Here is an 18,318-nt window from a genome sequence, read left to right as displayed (position 1 = left end):
GGCACCGATGTAGTGGAAACCGGACTAGGTCGGGCGGTTAGGCCCCGCTCGTCACCCGTGAGGTAGTCTTCAGCGGGGACCGAACACCGGGCACGTCCGGATGGACCGGCGCGGGCCCCGAGAGCCAACGTGGAAGCCTCGTCCGCCGGGGACAGCGGTCCGTGGCGCCCGCTCGCAGGAGCGGTCCGTCATGGTTCGCCGGCGACAACGGGTCAGGCGCGGAAGCGAGCAGCCCACCGCCGGACGCCCGTCGCTCGTCGGGTCGCGGGGTGGAGGAGGCAACCGGGATACCCCGTGCCGGAACACCGGGCTACCCCGGCCGTCCACCATTCATACCGGATCGTCAGTCGCGTAGCGGCCGCGCTCTCGTCCGCCCGGACGGATCGGCGGCGAGGTCAGTGTTCCCCGCCCGTCCCGCGCCGGTCGGAGTCGAGGTCGATGTCGAGTTCGTCGAGGACCTCCTCCGCCTCCTCGCGTTTCTCCTGGTGCTCCTCGAGGAACTCGCGCATGAGTTCGGCGGCCTGCTCCTTACAGCCGCCACAGAGGCGCTCGCCGTTCGCGCACTCGGAGTACACCTCCTTGGCGAGCCCGTCGTCGTCGCCCGCCAGCAGGTAGGCGTACAGCTCGTAGACGGGGCACTCGTCGGGCTCGCCGCCCAGCTCGCGCTGCTCCTCGGCCGTGTCGCGTCCGCCGGTCGTCGCCGAGCGCACCTTGTCGTAGCCGTCCTCGGGATCGTCGAGCAGCGAGATGTGGCTCGCCGGGATCGACGAGGACATCTTCCCGCCGGTGAGCCCGGTCATGAAGCGGTGGTAGATCGAGGAGGGCTGCCGGAAGCCGAACCCGTCGTGGTCGATCTCGACCTCGCGGGCGACCGACTCGGCTTCCTCCCGCGTGAGATCGAAGGCGTCGACGTGGCCCTCGAAGACCCGTTTCTCGCCGTCGATCGCCTCGATCAGCGCCTCGAACGCCTCGTCGGTGGCGTTGCGGTCGAGGAACCGGACCCGGGGCCGGAGCGGCTCCTTGCCGCCCGCGCGGAGCTTGTCGAGGGCGCTGGACTTGGCGGCGGCGAGGTCGACGCTCTCCTCGTCGATCTCGGGCGGCTCGTAGTCGTCGAGCCACGCGGCGGCGTCCTCACAGCGAACGTCGGTCTCGGCGTCGTCGACGTCGGCCGCGAGCGCGTCGTAGGCGGCGCGAACCAGCGTCCGCTCCTCGTTGTCGAGCTCGAAGCTCGCGAACGCCTCGGTCACCTTGAAGTAGCGCACGCGAGTCGCCAGGTCGCGCGTGAGCCGGACGTGCGGGTCCTGGTCGGGGCCGACCGGGATCACCGTGGGTTTCGGCTCGTCGACGAGCTGCGGATAGAGGATGTCCGCGGTCTGGGTGACGACGCTCTGCATGTGCGAGACGTTCGTCTCGCCGTCGAAGCCGTAGATCGCCTCGAACTCCGAGAAGTTGGCCTTCGACCCCAGCTCGAAGCCGAGGTCCTGGACCTCCCGGTTGTCGGACTGGCGGTAGAGCTCGCCCGCCTCGGGGTCGAACCCGAGCGCCAGAAGGCTCAAGAGGTAGCTCCGGGCGTGCTCGTCGATCTCGTCCCAGGACATCCCGCGCGCGGAGTGGGCCTCGAGGTCGGCGATCAGCCCGAACACGTCGCCGCCCCGCTCCTGATGCCAGATCAGCTCGTCGAACACGAGCTTGTGGCCGATGTGCGGGTCGCCGGTGGGCATGAAGCCCGAGAGCGCGGCGAACGGCTCGTCGTTCGCCATCGCCTCCGCGACTGCGTCGTACTCGCGGTGCCCGAAGATGACGCCGCGGCGCATCAGGTAGTGCGGGTCGATCACGTCGTCGGCGACGTCGTCGAACGCCTCGATCCCGAACTCGGCGAAGAGGTCGGCGTAGTCGCCGACCGACGCCGACCCCCACGGGTCGAGCGCGACGTCCTCGCTCGGCTCGCCGTCGGCGCGCTCGGTCCCGCCGTCCGTGCGGGGGGTGTCCTCGTTCATACCTTCCCTCCCGTCGGTCGACGCAAAAACCGTTCGCTTGCGCGGGAGCGACTCGCACGCCTCCGGCGACTCGGAGGCGACCGACGGCTTGCGGGCTTTATGCCCCCGCCGGCCGATCGTCCGGTATGACCCCCGATCACGTGCTCGTTCCCCTCGACGGCTCGCCGCTGGCCGAGGAGGCGCTGGCACACGCGCTCGCGACCTTCGACCGTCCGGTGACGGTGTTGAACGTCCTCACCCCGCTGGACGCCGGCATGGCCGAGGGCGGCGTCCTGGAGCCGGACGGGAAACGGGAGCGGAACGCGGCGGCGCGCGCGGAGCGGCTGGTCGAGGACGCCCGCGATCGAGCCGCCGCCGACGGTCGGACCGTCGAGACCGCGGTGGAGACCGGCGATCCCGCGGAGACGATCCTCGGGTACGTCGAGGACCACGACGTCGACCACGTCGTGATGGGCGGCCACGGCGGCGAGCGCGGCTCGATCGCTCGACGGCTCCTCGGGACGGTCGCGACCGCGGTCGTCGGGGAGGCGCCCGTCACGGTCACCGTCGTTCGGTGACCGGATACGCGGGATCCCCCGGCCTCACGCGATCCCGAGGACCGTCGAGAGGAGCCGGTAGAGGCCGAAACCGATCGCGATGGACGTGACGAGCGTTATCACCCAGAACGCGAGCGTCACGCCGATCTTCCGGCGTGAGACGCCCGCGGAGCCCGCCGCGAGTCCGCCGCCGATGACGCCCGAGATGATGATGTTGTTGAACGAGATGGGGATCCCCAGCGTGATCGCCGCCTGCGCGATGACGAACCCCGGCACGAGCGCCGCGATCGACCGCCGGAGGCCGAGCTGGGCGTACTCCCGCGAGGTCGCTTGGAGGAGCCGCGGCGCACCCATCCACGCGCCCGCGAGGATCCCGGTCGCCCCGACGCCCATCAGCGCGATCGCGGGCAGGCCGAGCTCCGTCCCGTAGAGGTTCTCCAGCGGGCCGGTCGCGAGCCCCACCTGGCTGCCGCCGCTCGAGAAGGCGACGACGCTGCCGAGGAGGAGCAGAAACGTCCGGATCCCCTTCTCGACGGAGGCCTGTGTCCGCCGGCGGATGAACCGGAACCCGACGACTGCGAACGCGAGCGTCACGAGGGCGACGACGGGGTCGACGCCGAGCGCGGTCGGGAGGTCGACGCGACCGTCGACCGCTGCCGCGACCGCCTCGGCGACGGAGCCCTGCGCGCGCTCCGGGTGCGGGATCACGCCGAGCCGGACGTTCGCGAGGATCCCGGCGACCACGCCGGCCAGAAGCGGGACGCCGACGGTGTCGGGCACGTCGTCGCGCCGCAGCAGCGTCGCCGTGAGGTACGCGAGCCCGCCGGAGACGGGCGGCACCATGACCCAGAACGTCCCGATCCGCCGGTAGGTGTCGAAGGCGGGGTCGCCGCCGAGCGAGAGGCCGACGCCGACCATCGCGCCCGTCGTCGCGAACGCGGCCGGGACCGGGTAGCCGCTGTAGACGCCGAACGCCATGAACGACGCGGCCACGAGCAGGCCGGTCGTCGCCCCGAGCGGCGTGATGGCGATCCCGTCGATCAGGTCCGCGCCGACCGTCTCGGAGATCGCCCCGCCCTGCGTCAGCGCGCCTGCGGCGGCGAGGATCCCGATCAGGAACGCCGCGCGCATCGTCGACACCGCGTTGGCTCCGATCGCCGGGGCGAACGGCGGCGAGTTGCTGTTGGCCCCGAGCGACCACGCCATGAACAGACACGATATCGTCGCGAAGACGACGAGCGCCCAGAACGAGACCGCGAGGGTCACGGGAGTCCCCTCACGGCGTCAGCCTCCCGACCGAGAGCCACTCGATCCCGTCGTCGATTCCGTCATCGGCTCCGGGCTCACCCCGATCCCCGCTCCCGTCCGTCAGCGCGAACAGCAGCTCCTTGCGGACGCCGCCCGCGAGCCGCACGTCGAGCGAGAGCTCGCGCGGCGCGAACGCGTGACCGGGCTCGACCACCCGAACGAGGTGCTCGGAGTGCGGGAGGTCCTCGACCGTCTCGACGTCGAGGTAGGTCCGGAAGTCCGCGCCGAACTTGAATCCCGTCTTGGGGACGGTCCGGCGATCGCGGAGGTCGCGGTAGGTCGCCAGCCGACGGTCGAACCGGTCGCCCTCGACCGCGTGGCCGCGGGCGACGATCGCGGCCGCGGCGCTCACTGGGTCGGCGGCGGCGTCGGCGCTCACGGGGTCGTCGCCCGGCGGGTCGCCGTCGCCGTGGCTCGCGGGGTCGTCGTCCACGACCTCGGAGAGCCGGAGGACCCCGTCGGCCGCGAGCGACGCGGCCTCGACGAGCGAGAGCTGGACGACGCCCTCCACCGCGGCGGCCCGTCCCGTCAGCGGCTGGCCGTAGAACCCGCGCTCGTAGAGGGTCGGCGGCGCGTCCCAGACTACGACCCGGTCGGCGAGCAGGACTCCTGTCAGGTCGGCGGGCGGGTCGTAGTCGGTCGAGCCCTCCAGGTCGGGACGGCCGGTCTCGAAGTAGGTGATGTCGCTCTCCTCGTCGACGACGGCGAGGGTCTGGCCCGCCACGTCGCCGGCGGGGACCGACTCGCGTTCGCCCACCACTCGCACCGGGTAGTGAACGTTCCCGGTGTCGGGCGTCGACCCGCGCTCGTAGGCCACGATATCGACCGCGTCGGCGACCTCGGCCCGGCCGCCCGGCCACGGCTCGCGGGCGGGCGAGAGGTAGAACCCGCGGTCGCGGAGGTCGGCGTAGACGAGGTACCGCACCGCGAACCGGTCGACCGCGACCGCGCTGTCGACGAAGAACCGCTCGAATCCGGCGGGGTCGTCGTCGGACGCGAGGGTCACCCCCGCGAGGTCGCCGCGGAACAGCAGGTGGGCGGCCTCGACTCGCGAGAGCTCGATCGCGTTCCCGCCGACCGGGCGACCGTAGCCCCGCGAGTCGTAGAACCGCTGTTTGGCGTCCCCGCCGACGTGGACCGCGTCGCCGCGGAGGTCGCCTGTCGGTTGCATGCTCGCACACCCGGTCGGACGGGGTAAGGCGGTTGCGGTCGGCGGAGTGGCGTCACGCTCGGTGGACGCCCCGAGTAAGGGTAAAGGGCCAGCGGGCGGAAGGCGACCCATGAACGAGACCGCCGGCGTCAGTCTCACGGTCCGCGCCGCCGAGAAGCGCGACGCGGGCCGCGGCATCGCCAGGCTCCCCGAACCCGCGCGCAAGCGACTCGGCCTCCTCAGCGGCGACACGGTCCGGATAGACGGCGAGCGCTCGGCCGTCGCGAAGGTGTGGCCCGGCGGCCCCGACGCGCAGGACGGCTCCGTCCTCATCGACGCCGACACCCGCGCCAACGCCGGCGTGAAGGTCGGCGACGCGGTCACCGTCAGCCCCGTGGAGGTCGCCGACGCCGACCGGGTCGTCTTCGGCGCGCCCGCCCGGCTGGCGTCGGTCGACGTGAGCCGCGAGGTCGTCGAGCGGGCGCTCGCCCGCGACCTCCGCGACCGACCGATCTCCCGGGGCGAGGCCGTCCACGTCGAGCGGCTCGGCGGCCTCCGGTTCGTCGTCCGCGAGACGCGGCCGAGCGGCACCGTCCGGGTCACGACCGGCACCGACGTGTCGGTCGACTACGAGGAGGAGGACGGCGAGCCGAATCGAACCGGATCGGACGTCGACGGGAACCGGAAGGACCCCGGCACCGGATCCGGCGCGGAGTCGGGCGGGAGGTCCGGAACGGGATCGGAGGCGGCCGACGGGCCGCCCGGGACCGACGGCCACCCCGCCGGCGACGACCCGGCCCCGCCCGCGGACCACACCGCCGGCGCGACCTACGAGGACATCGGCGGGCTCGACGAGGAGCTGGAACTGGTGCGCGAGACGATCGAGCTCCCGTTATCGGAGCCGGAAGTGTTCACCCGGCTCGGGGTCGACCCGCCGAAGGGGGTCCTGCTGTACGGGCCGCCGGGCACGGGGAAGACGCTCATCGCCCGCGCGGTCGCCAACGAGGTCGACGCGACGTTCATCACCGTCGACGGCCCGGAGATCATGTCGAAGTACAAGGGCGAATCGGAGGAACGCCTGCGGGACGTCTTCGAGCGCGCGAGCGAGGACGCGCCCGCGATCGTCTTCTTCGACGAGATCGATTCGATCGCGGGCAAGCGCGACGACGGCGGCGACGTGGAGAACCGCGTCGTCGGCCAGTTGCTCTCGCTCATGGACGGACTCGACGCCCGCGGCGACGTGATCGTCATCGGCGCGACCAATCGGGTCGACTCGCTCGACCCCGCGCTCCGCCGCGGCGGCCGGTTCGACCGCGAGATCGAGATCGGCGTCCCCGGCGAGGCGGGTCGCAGACAGATCCTCGACGTCCACACGCGGCGGATGCCGCTCGCCGACGACGTGGACCTGGACCGGATCGCGAGCCGGACCCACGGCTTCGTCGGGGCGGACATCGAGGGGCTGACCCAGGAGGCGGCGATGACCGCGCTCCGGCGCGCCCGCGAGAGCGACGCCCGCGCGCTCGCCGAGGTGACGGTCACGCGGGGCGACTTCGAGGCGGCCCACGCCGCCGTCGAGCCGAGCGCGATGCGCGAGTACGTCGCCGAACAGCCGACCACCGACTTCTCGGACGTGGGCGGGCTCGACGGGGCGAAGGAGAAGCTGGAGCGCGCGGTGAGCTGGCCGCTGACGTACGGCCCGCTGTTCGACGCCGCGAACGCGGACCCGCCCACGGGCGTCCTCCTCCACGGGCCGCCGGGCACCGGGAAGACGCTGCTCGCGCGGGCGATCGCGGGCGAGAGCGGAGTCAACTTCATTCAGGTCGCCGGTCCGGAGCTGCTCGATCGGTACGTCGGCGAGTCCGAGAAGGCGGTTCGCGACCTCTTCGACCGCGCCAGACAGGCCGCCCCGGTGATCGTCTTCTTCGACGAGATCGACGCGATCGCGGCGGACCGCGACGGCGGGGGCGGCGACGGCTCCGGCGTCGGCGAGCGGGTGGTTTCCCAGTTGCTCACCGAACTGGACCGCGCGAGCGACAACCCGAACCTGGTGGTGCTCGCCGCGACGAACCGCCGGGCGGCGATCGACCCGGCCCTGTTGCGTCCCGGTCGGCTGGAGACGCACGTCGAGGTGCCCGAACCCGACCGCGACGCCAGGCGGGCGGTGTTCGCCGTTCACACCCGAGAGAAACCGGTCGCCGACGACGTGGACTTAGGGCGGCTCGCCGACGAGACCGACGGCTACTCGGGCGCGGAGATCGCGGCGGTCTGCCGGGAGGCGGCGATGACCGCGATAGAGCGGGTCGCGGACGAACACGGCGAGGCGGCAAACGACCACGCCGACGAGGTCGGGATCACCGGCGATGACTTCACGGCTGCGATCGAGAGCGTATCGGCCTCGAGGCCGTAGCGCGGCGTCACTCCTCGTCCTCGCCGGTCTCGTCGGCGCGCTCGATCCGGTCGTCGTGGTCATGGCCGTTTCCGTGATCGTGGCCGCCCCCGCTCGCGGCCTCCACGGCCTCGAGCCCGCCGGCGCCGAACTCGTCGACGGGGGTCACGCTGTAGTCGACGGTGAGGGTGTCCTTCGTGGCGCGGACCTTCCCGACGAACGTGGAGATCTCCGAGAGGCTCCCCTCGAGGACGAAGAGCTCCATACAGTACCGGGAGCCGACGTGGTTGTGGAAGTTGGAGGCGACGAGCCCCTCGTGTTCGTGTCGAAGTCGCATCATCCGCTCCTCGACGCTCGTGGTCTCGTAATCGAAGAGCACCGTCACGACGGCCATCAGCCGGCGGTCCTCCAGCCGGGCGTCCTCGAACTCGCCGAGGAGGTTCCGGGAGGCCTCACGGACCACCTCGCTGCGCCCGGTGTACCCGTGTTCGTCCGCGAACTCGTCGATCCGATCGAGCAGCTCCTCGGGCATCGACACGCTGACGACGGTCATATATTAATTTACTCCCTCGATGTTGTTAATCCTTTAGGTCGGCCGCGTCGCTGCCGGCGTCGGTAGCGGTTCACTCGGCGTCGTCTCGGGAGTCGTCGACTCCGGTGATTCGGTTTGCGTCGTCGACTCCGGCGTCCGTGGCGTCGTCGTCGTTTCCGACGATTCCGTCGGCGTCGTTCCCGCCTTCGTCGATCCGCTCGTTTCCGGCCGCGACGCGCTCGGAGATCCACTCGTAGTGGTCGAGGAGGGCGACCTCGCCGGCGTCGGTGAGCGTGTAGACGTCGGCGAGGCCCTCGGCACGGCGGGTGAGGTAGCCGGCCTCGACCAGGGCTGAGAGGGTCGCGTAGAAGCTCTGGGGGTCGATCCGCTCGTCGTAGTGGGACTCGAGCCGACTCTTGAGCGACTGTGCCCGCAGTTCGCCGGCCTCGTACACCAGCACACAGCAGTCGCGCCGCCGCCCGCTGTGGAACCACTTCGTCATACCCCGTGTTCCGGTCGAACCGCCACGACGGTTTCGGTCGACACCCGAGAACCGGAGGAAGTCACGGTCGGGTCCTCACGGAAGTCACGACGGATCCCTCGCGGAAGTCACGACGAGTCACTTGCGGAAGTCACGGGCGCGGTTCCCGTACCGCGCCTCACCCCTCCCCAACCTCGTCACCGGCGCTTCGCGCCGGTTGCCAGAGGCGCGGAGCGCCTCGCTGTCGCTCACGCTTTTCAAGCGTTCGCGACTCCCTCGCGCGCGACTCGCGGCTCCGCCGCTCGTTTCGCGCGCGCCACCGCGATCGAAGACATCGTCGAAGAAAAGCGATACGGCGTTCAGGTCGCTTCCAACAGCTCGTCGAACCCCTCCACGCGGCGGTCGCCGAGCACGCACCGTCCCCGGTCCGCGTGGCCGACGCGCTCGACGTGGACCGCGTCGAGTCCCGCGTTCCAGGCCGCGCCCACGTCGCTCTCGCCGTCGCCGGCGTAATACCCCCGGTCGCGGGGATCGACTCCCATCGCGTCCATCGCGACCTCCAAGGGGTCCGGGTCGGGCTTCCAGCCGGTCTCGTCGGTACAACAGACGATCGCGTCGAACCGGGAGCCGAGATCGAGCCGGTCGAGGACGGGCTCGGCGAGGAACCGCTGGCAGTGGGTGACGAGCCCGACCGGCCGGTTCACGGCGTCGAGCCGGTCGAGCAGCCGGGCCGCGTCGTCGTGGAGGTACGTCGCCTCCGCGCGGGCGATCGGGTCCTCCACGTCGTGAAACGCCGGCCAGAACCGGTCGGGGTCGACGCCCATCCCGCGGAGGGTCTCGCCGCGTGAACCGCCGAGCCCGTGCCAGAGGACGTACGCCTCGCGGTCCGTGAAGCGCCGGCCGAGGCGGTCGCCGACGCGGTCGAACACGCCGCGGGTGTACGCCCACTCCGCGTCGACGAGCGTCCCGTCGAGGTCGAACAGGTGGAAGTCGTACTCGGCGAGGACCATGGAGTCTCCCGTAGGCCCCGACCCGATAAGTGCGTTGTGGCGACGCCGCCGAGCGAGCGTCAGTCGCCGACGAACGGGAGCGGGACCTCGAGCGCGACGGCGAACGTGACGACGGCCAGCCCGAGCAGGGCGACCGCGATGGGGATCATGAGGAGCGACCCGTCGACCGCGCCGATCGCCGCGATCACGCCGAACCAGAGCAGCGCGACGGCGAGCGCGAGCGACACGATCGTCCAGAACACGTTCATCAACGCGTCCTCGACCGCCTTGCGGACGATCCAGTAACGGGTCGTCGCGTCGACGCCCGGCGCGTCTCCGGAGTCGTCATCGGACGGCCGATCGCGGGTCTCGGCCGCGTCGTCGGGTGGAGGGCTCACGGCCGGAACCACGGGTCGGCCCGATATATATCGTAGCGGTCGTAGCGGTCGTGGCGGTCGTGACCGTGGTGGCGACCGTGACGGTGGTGACGGTCGTGGCGTCGCCGCGGCACTACTCCCGAACGTGGATCGACGACCCGAGGTACTTGTGAAGGACCTCGTCGACGTCGTCGGCGTTGAACCGGTCCGGATCCGCGGCGATCTCGGTCTCGAGCGCCTCGAGGTACGTCCGGTCGGTCCGGAGTTCGCGAAAGTCGACTTCGACCACCTCGACGCCGAGCCGCTCGCCGAGGAACCGGCGGGCGGACGGTGCGTCGCCGACCTCGCCGCGCCAGAGCCGGTCGCGAAAGAGCAGCCACCCCTCCTCGCCCGGTTCGACCGCGGGGATCTCCACCGTCGTCTCGAAGCGATCCGGGTCGGCGCTCGCCCCGTCGGGATCGAGTCGGAAGGCGACGCGAAAGACGTACGCGGCGTTCACGCCCGTATCATCCACCGATCGGCGAATAACGGTTTCGGCGGCGTCAGGACGCGACCGCGTCCCTGCCAGCGAGAGCGACTGTCAACGAGGACGAACGACAAGCTACATACGACCGGGCGGCGTTACGCCGACCATGCTGGACCGGCTCCGCTCGGCCGTCGAACGCGCGTACCTGCGGTACCTCCACCGCCGGGTCGAGACGGTCCCGACCCACGTCGCCGTCATTCAGGACGGGAACCGGCGGTACGCCCGCAAGCGCGGCGACGACGCGCCCGACGGCCATCGTGCCGGCGCGAACACCACCGAGCGCGTCCTCGACTGGTGTGCGGACCTCGGCGTCTCGGAGCTGACGCTGTACGCCTTCTCGACGGAGAACTTCGAGCGACCGGACGAGGAACTCGAGCCGCTCTTCGACCTCCTCGAGGCCAAGCTGTTGGAGTTCGCCGACGCGGACCGCGTCCACGACCAGGGCGTCCAGGTCCGGGCCATCGGCGACGTCGACCGGCTCCCGCCGCGGGTCCGCGACGCGGTCGACTACGCCGAGGAGCGCACCGCCGACAACGACCGATTCACGCTCAACGTCGCCTTGGCGTACGGCGGCCGGACGGAGCTGCTCGACGCGGCCCGCGGCGTCGCCGGCGAGGTCGCGGACGGGGAACTCGACCCCGCGGACGTGGACGTCGAGACGGTCGAGCGCCGGCTCTACGACCGCCCGATCCGCGACGTGGACCTCATCGTCCGCACCGGCGGCGACGAGCGCACCTCGAACTTCCTGCCGTGGCACGCCAACGGCAACGAGGCGGCCGTCTACTTCTGTACGCCCTACTGGCCCGAGTTCTCGGAGGTGGACTTCATGCGCGCCATCCGGACGTACCAGGCTCGAGAGGAGTCCTGGCAGCGTGCCCGTGCGGAACGCGCCGCGGCCCTGGTGCGAGCGGTCGCCGAGGTCGAACTGGCGGAGGCGCGCCGGGTGGCGGGCCGGCTCCGCGGGCGGCTGCCGCGGAGCGAACTCGACGTCGTCGCCGAGGAACTCCCGGAAAACGAGGCCGTTCCGGAGGCCGACACGGACCCCGTCGCGTCGGCCTCGAGCGGCGCGGTCGACGCCGACGCCGAATCGGAGCCGGCCGACTGAGGCCGGCCGGAACGGCTCTCGTTCCGCCGACTACGCCGAAACCTACTTCTCGATCTCCGACTACGCCGGGTTCTTTCGCGTGAGGTCGCTGCCGCAGATCGGACAGCGCTCGCGGTTCTCCTCGAAGGTCCGGCTACAGCCGACACACTGGAACCGCCACTCCCGCTCCTCCGTGATCCCGTCGCGAGCGATGGGTTCGACGCCCAGATCGAGCCGCTCGGCGACGTTCTGCATCGCGTAGTCGTCGGTGACGAGGGTGGCGTCGAGCTCGAGGGCGGTCGCGATCAGTCGTACGTCGGTCTCGGACAGCTCCGCGGCGTCGCCGGAGCCGCGGGCCGCGCGCTGGACGTTCGTCACCGCCTCCGGGGCCGGCACGTGGATCGTCATCCCCGAGCCCTCCATCGCGTCGAACCGGAGCGCGGTCTCGCCCTGGAGTTCGTCGTGGACCTCCGGGACGGAGACCACGGGGTCGTCGGTGGTGTACTCGTGGATGAACGCGGACGTGTCGAGAACTCTCATCAGCGGCCGACGACGATGTAGTCCTTCACCGCCCGGACGTTCCCGACCGGTACCCGGAGTCGCCCCGTTTCGTCGACGTCGAACGCCACGCGCTCGGGGTTGAGCTGTTCGTGCGGGCTCACGAGCAGGTGGTGGAGCTGTCCCGATTTCAGGTCCATCGTGATGTTGTACAGATCGCCCAGTTCGGTCCCGTCCGAACCCATCACCGCCTTCCCCGACAGGTTCTCCGCCAAGATGTTCGCCATGTGCGCACACTTCCGGTCGACGGTATTAAACGCCACGGGCCGTCGGACGCCCGACGGACGCGCCCGATGGCGAGCGCGTTCTGAAAGGCTTAACTGACGGCCGAGCCGAACTGGAGGCAACCACCTTCTCGGGGGCGATTCTCATGACTGACGACACACACGCGGACACCCTTCGGACGCCGATCGTCGCCGTGCTCGGCCACGTCGACCACGGGAAGACGAGCCTCCTCGACGAGATCCGCGGCTCCGCGGTGAGCGAGGGCGAGGCCGGCGCGATCACCCAGCACATCGGCGCGACCGACATCCCGCTCTCGACGATCTCGACGATGGCGGGCGAGCTCGTGAACCCGGACGACTTCGACCTGCCCGGGCTGCTCTTCATCGACACGCCGGGTCACCACTCCTTCTCGACGCTGCGCGCCCGCGGGGGCGCACTCGCCGACATCGCGGTGCTCGTCGTCGACGTCAACGACGGCTTCCAGCCGCAGACCGAGGAGGCGATCGACATCCTCCGGCGCACGGGCACCCCGTTCGTCGTCGCCGCCAACAAGGTGGACACGACGCCCGGCTGGAACCCCCAGGAGGGCGAGCCGATCCAGCGGAGCCTCGAGGCGCAGTCGGAGCGCGCGGAGTCGATGCTCAACGAGAAGCTCTACGAGATAATCGGCCAGCTCTCCGACGCCGGCTTCTCGGCGGACCTCTACTGGCGGGTTCAGGACTTCCAGAAGAACATCGGGGTCGTCCCGGTCTCCGCGCTCACCGCCGAGGGGATACCCGACCTGCTCGCGGTGCTGATGGGGCTCTCCCAGCGGTTCATGAAGGAGGAGATGGAGATCGACGTGTTCGGTCCCGGCGAGGGGACCGTCCTCGAGGTCAAAGACGAGCGGGGGTTCGGCGCGACCGTCGACACCGTGGTGTACGACGGCGTGGTGAGGAACGGCGACCGGGTCGTCGTCGGCGGGCAGGCCGACCCGATCGTCACCGAGGTGCGCGCGCTCCTCCAGCCGCGCCCGCTCGAGGAGATCCGCACCGAGAAGAAGTTCGAGAAGGTCGCGGAGGTCGGCGCGGCCGCGGGGGTGAAGATCGCCGCGCCCGACCTCGACGACGCGATGGCGGGCGCGCCGGTCCGGGTCGTCCGCGACAGCCCGGTCGAGGACGTGATCGAGGAGGTGAAAGCCGAGCTCGCGGAGATCGAGGTCGACACCGCCGAGGACGGCGTCGTGATCAAGGCGGACACCCTCGGATCGCTGGAGGCGATGGCGAACGCGCTCCGGGAGGCGGAGGTGCCGATCCTGCGCGCGGAGGTCGGCGACATCGCGCCCCGCGACATCGCCGTGGCGGAGACGGCCAACCAGGACGAGCACAAGGCGATACTCGGGTTCAACGTCGACCTCCTCGCGAACGCCGAGCGGGAACTCGAGAGCGCCGACGTCAAGCTGTTCACGAACGACGTGATCTACCAGCTGATCGAGGACTACGAGACGTACGTCGAGGAGCGCCAGCGCGCCCAACAGGAGACGGTGCTCGACAAGGTGGTCCGACCGTCCCGCTTCCGACTCCTCCCCGATCACACCTTCAGACAGAACGATCCCGCGGTCGTCGGCGTCGAGGTCATCGCCGGAACGCTCCAGAACAACCGCAACGTGGGCTACTTCGAGGGCAACGAGTTCCACCGCGTCGGCGGGCTCTCCGGGATCCAGAAACAGGGTGACGACGTCGACGAGGCCCGCGCCGGCGAGCGTGTGAGCATCGCCATCGACGGCCCCACCGTCGGCCGCGACATCGAGGAGGGCGACACCCTCTGGACGGAGCTGCCCGAGAAGCACGCGAAGATCCTCGAACAGGAGCTCAAAGAGGAGATCACCGCCGACGAGCGTGAGGCGCTCTCGGGCTATCTCGAGACCCGCCGGAAGCGCGACCCGTTCTGGGGGAAGTGACGAAGAGGGCGGTTCCCGTGACGCGGGAGCGATCGCGGTATTAAAGCGACCGAAACCCCCAGAACCGACATGTACCGGAGACGGTTCCTCGAGCGGGCCGGCGCGGCCGGCGTCGCGGTCGGCTCCTCGCTCGCGCTCGCCGGCTGTCTCGCCGACCAGTATGACGTGGGGATGACCGCCACCGGGTTCGTTCCCGAGGAGGTGACCGTCGAGGTCGGGGAGAGCGTGGTCTGGGAGAACACGAGCGTCCGCGGCCACACCGTCACCGCCTACGAGGACGCGATCCCCGAGGCGGCCGAGTACTTCGCCTCCGGTGGGTTCGAGAGCGAGGCCGCCGCCCGCGAGGCGTGGTCCGACTTCGGCGGCCGCCTCGAGAACGGCGACCGCTTCTCACACACGTTCTCGGTCCCGGGTCGATACGACTACGTCTGTCTCCCCCACGAGACGGGCGGGATGGTCGGGGCCGTGATCGTCGAGGAGTGAGATGGGGGTCGCGCCCGCCCTCTCACGTCGCGGTTCGCCGCTTCCCTTCGGGCGGGATCCGACGAAACCCATTACCGCACGCGCACCCAACTCGCGGTGACCACGCGATGGACCCATCCAGCCTGCTCGGCGTCGACGTCCTGTTGTTCCTCGCCATCGGTCTGCTCGGCGGCGCCCACTGTATCGGGATGTGCGGGCCGCTCGTGACGACGTACGCGGCCCGGATGGACCCCGACGCGGGGCGGACCGACGGCGGCGGACACGGAACCCACGGCTCGGGCGGAGCCGACGGCGGCGCGAGCGGTGCGGCGACGACCCGGACCGGCCCCGACGCCCGCGGCGGCCACCTCACCACATACGAGGTGCGTCAGCACGCGCTGTTCAACCTCGGACGGACGGCGAGCTACGCGCTCATCGGCGCGGCGCTCGGCGCGCTCGGCGGGGTCGTCCTCGTGACGACCGCGACGGTCACCGGCGCGGCGGGGACGGTCCGCGGCGTCGTCGGCCTCGGCGTCGGCGCGCTCGTGATGGCCGTCGGCGTCCGGTACGTCCTCGGCGGCGCGACCGGCGGCGTCCACCTCCCGGGGCTCGGACGGGTCACGAGCTGGCTGACGGGACACGTCGACCGGCTCGCGAACGGGCCGGGGATCGTCGGGCTCGGGGCGGTCCACGGACTGCTCCCCTGTCCGATCCTCTATCCGGCGTACCTGTACGCGTTCGCGAGCGGGTCGGCGCTGTCGGGGGGACTGGCGCTTGCCGCGCTCGGCATCGGAACGATGCCCGCGGTGTTCCTGTACGGCACCCTGATCGGGAGCGTCGACGCGGTCCACCGGCGGCGGGTCCACCGCCTGCTCGGGGTCGCGTTCCTCGCGCTCGGGTACGTGCTGTTCGCCCACGGGCTGATGTCGGTCGGGATCCACGTCCCGCACCCGCGGCTCCCGTTCTGGAACCCGCTTGACGCCGGCATGGCCGGGATGGGTTTGGCGGGCGGGATGGCAGACGTGACCGGATTCGGCGGTCTCGGAGGTGCCTGAGCGATGAGCACGGACGACGGAACGACCGGTGACGGGTCGCCCGGCGACCGACCGTTCCCCGACTGTACGCTCTGTGACCTCCCGACCGAGGGCGTCGAGGTCGTCGACGACGAGGGCAATCGGTTCTGCTGTGTCGGCTGTCGAGACGTGTACGACGCGCTCGGGGACGTCGACGTGGACGCCGAGGACGTCGCGGCGCGGCGGGAAGACGACGGGTCCACCGGCGAGGGCGACGACTCCGCCGTTCCGGCCGACCACGAGGCGACGTTCCTCGAGGTGGACGGGATGCACTGTGCGACCTGCGAGGCGTTCATCGAGACGGTCGCGACCGACACCGAGGGCGTCAGCGCCGCGAGCGCGAGCTACGTCACCGACACCGTGCGGGTGGATCACGACCCCGACGACGTCTCCGCGGACGACCTCGCGGACGCCGTGAGCGGGCTCGGCTACAGCGCGTACTCCCGCGACGACGCCTTCTCTCGCCGGCAGGCAGACAACATGGCGACCGCCCGGCTCGCGATCGGCGTGCTCGTCGGGATGGCCGTCATGTTACAGTACGTCGTGTTGATCTACCCGACGTACTTCGCGTTCCCCTTCTACAACGAGCGGACGCTCGAGTACCTCAACGAGGCGATGGCCTCGACGTCGGGGACGTACTTCTTCATCGTGATCGGCGTGTTGACGACGATCGTCCTGTTCGTCACCGGCAAGCCGATCCTCCGGGGCGCGTACGTGAGCGCGCGGACGCGCTCGCCGAATATGGACCTGCTCGTGGCGATCGCCGCCGTCAGCGCGTACCTCTACAGCACGCTGGCGGTCGCGCTGCTCCCCGACCCCTCCATCTACTACGACGTGACGGTGGCGATAATCGTGATCGTCACTGTCGGCAACCACTACGAGTCCTCCGTCAAGCGGCGGGCGACCGAGTTGCTCTCAGATCTCACCGCCGTTCAGGTCGACACCGCGAGGCGGGTCGGCGGGGCCGGGGCTGACGAGAGCGGGGCCGACGGGGGCGGTGGCGTCTCCGGAGAACCGACGGAGGTCTCGATCGACGCGCTGGAACCGGGCGACCGCGTGCTCGTTCGCGCGGGCGAACGGATCCCGGTTGACGGCGAGGCGATCGACGGCGACGCCGCCGTCGACGAGTCGGTCGTCACCGGCGAGTCGATGCCGGTCCGAAAGGAGCCGGGCGACACGGTCGTCGGCGGCTCCGTCGTCGCCGACGGCTCGCTCACGGTCGCCGTGGGCGAGGAGGCGAGCTCGAGTCTCGACCGCGTCGCCGAACTCGTGTGGGACCTCCAGAGCGGCAACCACGGCGTCCAGAAGCTCGCCGACCGGCTCGCGACCGTCTTCGTCCCTGTCGTGCTCGCGGTCGCGGTCGTCGCGGCCGCGGTCAACCTCGCGCTCGGCAACGGGGTCACGACCGCGATGCTCGTCGCGCTCACCGTCCTCATCGTCTCGTGTCCGTGCGCACTCGGGCTCGCGACGCCGCTCGCGGTCGCCGCCGGGCTCCGCGACGCGCTCGAACGCTCCATCGTCGTCTTCGACGACACCGTCTTCGAGCGGATCCGCGGGGCCGACACCGTCGTCTTCGACAAGACCGGCACGCTCACGACCGGCGAGATGCGGCTGCTCGACCGCGACGTCGACGACGACCTGCTCGCGCTCGCCTCGGCGCTGGAGTCGCGCTCGGCGCACCCCGTCGGGCGGGCGATCGCGGCGGCACGGGCGGACGACGGGGGCGGCGAGGGAGGCGGAGGCGACGCGGGGAACGGACCCGCCACCGACGGCGGAGCGGTGACGGAGGGGACGGCCGAAGCCCCCGACGACGACCGCGACGCCGCCTCCGACGGCACCGCCGCTCCCGACGCCCCGACCGTCGACGCCTTCGAGAGCCACGCTCGGGGAGTGTCCGGCGTCGTCGAGGGGAGCGAGGTCGTCGTCGGCCACCCGGACCTCTTCGACGAGCGGGGCTGGGCGGTCCCGGAGGCGATCCGCGAGGCGGTCGCGGCCGCCCGCGACGTGGGGCGCGTCCCGGTCGCGATCGGTCGCGACGGCGCGGCCGAGGGGCTGGTGGTCGTCGGCGACGAGCTCCGTGAGGGATGGGAGGAGACGGTGACCGCGCTCGCCGACTCCGGCGTCGAGGTGGTCGTGCTCACGGGCGACGACGCGCGCGCGGCGACCGTCTTCCGCGAGCACGACGCGGTCTCGGACGTCTTCGCCGGCGTGCCGCCGGAGGGGAAAGCCGAGACCGTCGGGCGACTGAAGGAGCGGGGGCGGACGGTGATGGTCGGCGACGGGACCAACGACGCGCCGGCGCTCGCGGCCGCCGACCTCGGCATCGCGCTCGGGGGCGGCACGGCCATGGCGGCCGACGCCGCCGACGTGGCCGTGATCGACGACGACCTCTCGTCCATCGAGACGGTCTTCGAGCTCTCGCGGGCCGCGGGCCGGCGCGTGAAGGGGAACATCGGCTGGGCGTTCCTGTACAACGCGGTCGCCATACCGCTCGCGGTGACCGGCCTGCTGAACCCGCTCTTCGCCGCGGTCGCGATGGGCCTCTCGAGCCTGTTGGTGGTGACGAACTCCTCGCGCCCGCTGTTGAGCGAGTGAGCGCCCGATCGGATCCACTCGACTCCACCGGATTCCCCCGGATGCGACCGGTCTCCCGCCGGTACCCGCGCCCCGGAACCCTTTTGGACGAACACGGGTC

The 18,318-nt window shown here is 71.2% G+C and carries 17 protein-coding genes and 1 other RNA gene; 8 read left to right on the top strand and 10 right to left on the bottom strand.

Features of this window, described 5'->3' with window-relative positions; all coding sequences use genetic code 11:
• Positions 1 to 17 precede the first annotated feature (17 nt).
• Positions 18 to 329: signal recognition particle sRNA (gene ffs, locus F3H10_RS10750), an RNA gene on the top strand.
• Between the two features lie 66 nt (positions 330 to 395).
• On the opposite strand, the gene F3H10_RS10745 is transcribed toward ffs, so the two are convergent.
• Positions 396 to 1,997, bottom strand: a complete 1,602-nt coding sequence (locus F3H10_RS10745; protein WP_149784768.1) for a tryptophan--tRNA ligase — start codon at positions 1,995 to 1,997, stop codon at positions 396 to 398.
• Between the two features lie 125 nt (positions 1,998 to 2,122).
• On the opposite strand from F3H10_RS10745, the gene F3H10_RS10740 reads away from it, so the two are divergent.
• The gene (locus tag F3H10_RS10740; RefSeq protein ID WP_149784767.1) at positions 2,123 to 2,554 is read left to right on the top strand and encodes a universal stress protein; all 432 of its coding nucleotides are present in this window, start codon (positions 2,123 to 2,125) and stop codon (positions 2,552 to 2,554) included.
• Between the two features lie 24 nt (positions 2,555 to 2,578).
• Here F3H10_RS10740 and F3H10_RS10735 read toward each other — a convergent pair whose 3' ends face one another.
• Together F3H10_RS10735 and endA are read right to left on the bottom strand one after the other, a co-directional pair.
• On the bottom strand, positions 2,579 to 3,739 hold the full coding sequence (locus tag F3H10_RS10735) for an inorganic phosphate transporter (RefSeq protein WP_149784805.1): 1,161 nt from the start codon (positions 3,737 to 3,739) through the stop codon (positions 2,579 to 2,581).
• Positions 3,740 to 3,809: 70 nt separating this feature from the next.
• Positions 3,810 to 5,012, bottom strand: coding sequence for a tRNA-intron lyase (gene endA / locus F3H10_RS10730; protein WP_149784766.1), 1,203 nt, complete (start codon positions 5,010 to 5,012; stop codon positions 3,810 to 3,812).
• Between the two features lie 109 nt (positions 5,013 to 5,121).
• Here endA and F3H10_RS10725 point away from each other — a divergent pair, with 109 nt between their 5' ends.
• A complete protein-coding gene (locus tag F3H10_RS10725; RefSeq protein ID WP_149784765.1) occupies positions 5,122 to 7,398 on the top strand; it encodes an AAA family ATPase in 2,277 nt (758 codons plus the stop codon).
• A 7-nt stretch (positions 7,399 to 7,405) separates the two neighbouring features.
• Here the strand turns inward: F3H10_RS10725 and F3H10_RS10720 are convergent, their stop codons facing one another.
• The 5 genes from F3H10_RS10720 to lwrS form a co-directional block, all read right to left on the bottom strand.
• A complete protein-coding gene (locus tag F3H10_RS10720; RefSeq protein WP_149784764.1) occupies positions 7,406 to 7,930 on the bottom strand; it encodes a CopG family ribbon-helix-helix protein in 525 nt (174 codons plus the stop codon).
• 70 nt (positions 7,931 to 8,000) lie between these two features.
• Complete coding sequence (locus F3H10_RS10715) at positions 8,001 to 8,411, bottom strand: PadR family transcriptional regulator (protein ID WP_149784763.1); 411 nt, start codon at positions 8,409 to 8,411, stop codon at positions 8,001 to 8,003.
• Positions 8,412 to 8,749: 338 nt separating this feature from the next.
• Positions 8,750 to 9,400, bottom strand: a complete 651-nt coding sequence (locus F3H10_RS10710; protein ID WP_149784762.1) for an HAD family hydrolase — start codon at positions 9,398 to 9,400, stop codon at positions 8,750 to 8,752.
• A gap of 59 nt (positions 9,401 to 9,459) precedes the next feature.
• The gene (locus F3H10_RS10705; protein ID WP_149784761.1) at positions 9,460 to 9,777 is read right to left on the bottom strand and encodes a hypothetical protein; all 318 of its coding nucleotides are present in this window, start codon (positions 9,775 to 9,777) and stop codon (positions 9,460 to 9,462) included.
• A 112-nt stretch (positions 9,778 to 9,889) separates the two neighbouring features.
• Positions 9,890 to 10,255 (bottom strand): LWR-salt protein, encoded by a 366-nt coding sequence (gene lwrS, locus F3H10_RS10700; protein ID WP_149784760.1) that lies wholly within the window; start codon positions 10,253 to 10,255, stop codon positions 9,890 to 9,892.
• Positions 10,256 to 10,388: 133 nt separating this feature from the next.
• On the opposite strand from lwrS, the gene uppS reads away from it, so the two are divergent.
• Positions 10,389 to 11,387: a polyprenyl diphosphate synthase gene (uppS, locus tag F3H10_RS10695; RefSeq protein WP_149784759.1), complete on the top strand. Its 999-nt coding sequence runs from the start codon at positions 10,389 to 10,391 to the stop codon at positions 11,385 to 11,387.
• A 60-nt stretch (positions 11,388 to 11,447) separates the two neighbouring features.
• On the opposite strand, the gene F3H10_RS10690 is transcribed toward uppS, so the two are convergent.
• Entirely contained in the window at positions 11,448 to 11,906 is a 459-nt protein-coding gene (locus tag F3H10_RS10690) for an NOB1 family endonuclease (RefSeq protein ID WP_149784758.1), read from the bottom strand.
• The gene (locus tag F3H10_RS10685; RefSeq protein WP_112077878.1) at positions 11,906 to 12,151 is read right to left on the bottom strand and encodes a PRC-barrel domain-containing protein; all 246 of its coding nucleotides are present in this window, start codon (positions 12,149 to 12,151) and stop codon (positions 11,906 to 11,908) included. Before F3H10_RS10685 ends, F3H10_RS10690 begins: the two co-directional genes overlap by 1 nt.
• Before the next feature lie 143 nt (positions 12,152 to 12,294).
• On the opposite strand from F3H10_RS10685, the gene infB reads away from it, so the two are divergent.
• From infB to F3H10_RS10665, 4 genes are all read left to right on the top strand, one after another.
• Positions 12,295 to 14,088 carry a translation initiation factor IF-2 gene (gene infB, locus F3H10_RS10680; protein ID WP_149784757.1) on the top strand — a complete coding sequence of 598 codons (1,794 nt, stop codon included), beginning with the start codon at positions 12,295 to 12,297 and terminating at the stop codon, positions 14,086 to 14,088.
• A 69-nt stretch (positions 14,089 to 14,157) separates the two neighbouring features.
• Positions 14,158 to 14,571 (top strand): plastocyanin/azurin family copper-binding protein, encoded by a 414-nt coding sequence (locus tag F3H10_RS10675; protein ID WP_149784756.1) that lies wholly within the window; start codon positions 14,158 to 14,160, stop codon positions 14,569 to 14,571.
• A 107-nt stretch (positions 14,572 to 14,678) separates the two neighbouring features.
• The gene (locus F3H10_RS10670) at positions 14,679 to 15,605 is read left to right on the top strand and encodes a sulfite exporter TauE/SafE family protein (protein ID WP_149784755.1); all 927 of its coding nucleotides are present in this window, start codon (positions 14,679 to 14,681) and stop codon (positions 15,603 to 15,605) included.
• A 3-nt stretch (positions 15,606 to 15,608) separates the two neighbouring features.
• Complete coding sequence (locus F3H10_RS10665) at positions 15,609 to 18,218, top strand: heavy metal translocating P-type ATPase (protein ID WP_149784754.1); 2,610 nt, start codon at positions 15,609 to 15,611, stop codon at positions 18,216 to 18,218.
• The last annotated feature ends 100 nt before the right edge of the window (positions 18,219 to 18,318 follow it).

This window comes from Halorubrum aquaticum (assembly GCF_900113615.1).
In the GTDB taxonomy this organism is placed as follows: domain Archaea; phylum Halobacteriota; class Halobacteria; order Halobacteriales; family Haloferacaceae; genus Halorubrum; species Halorubrum aquaticum.
Note: the sequence above shows the minus strand (reverse complement) of the source record. Positions and strands in the feature narration are given on the sequence as shown.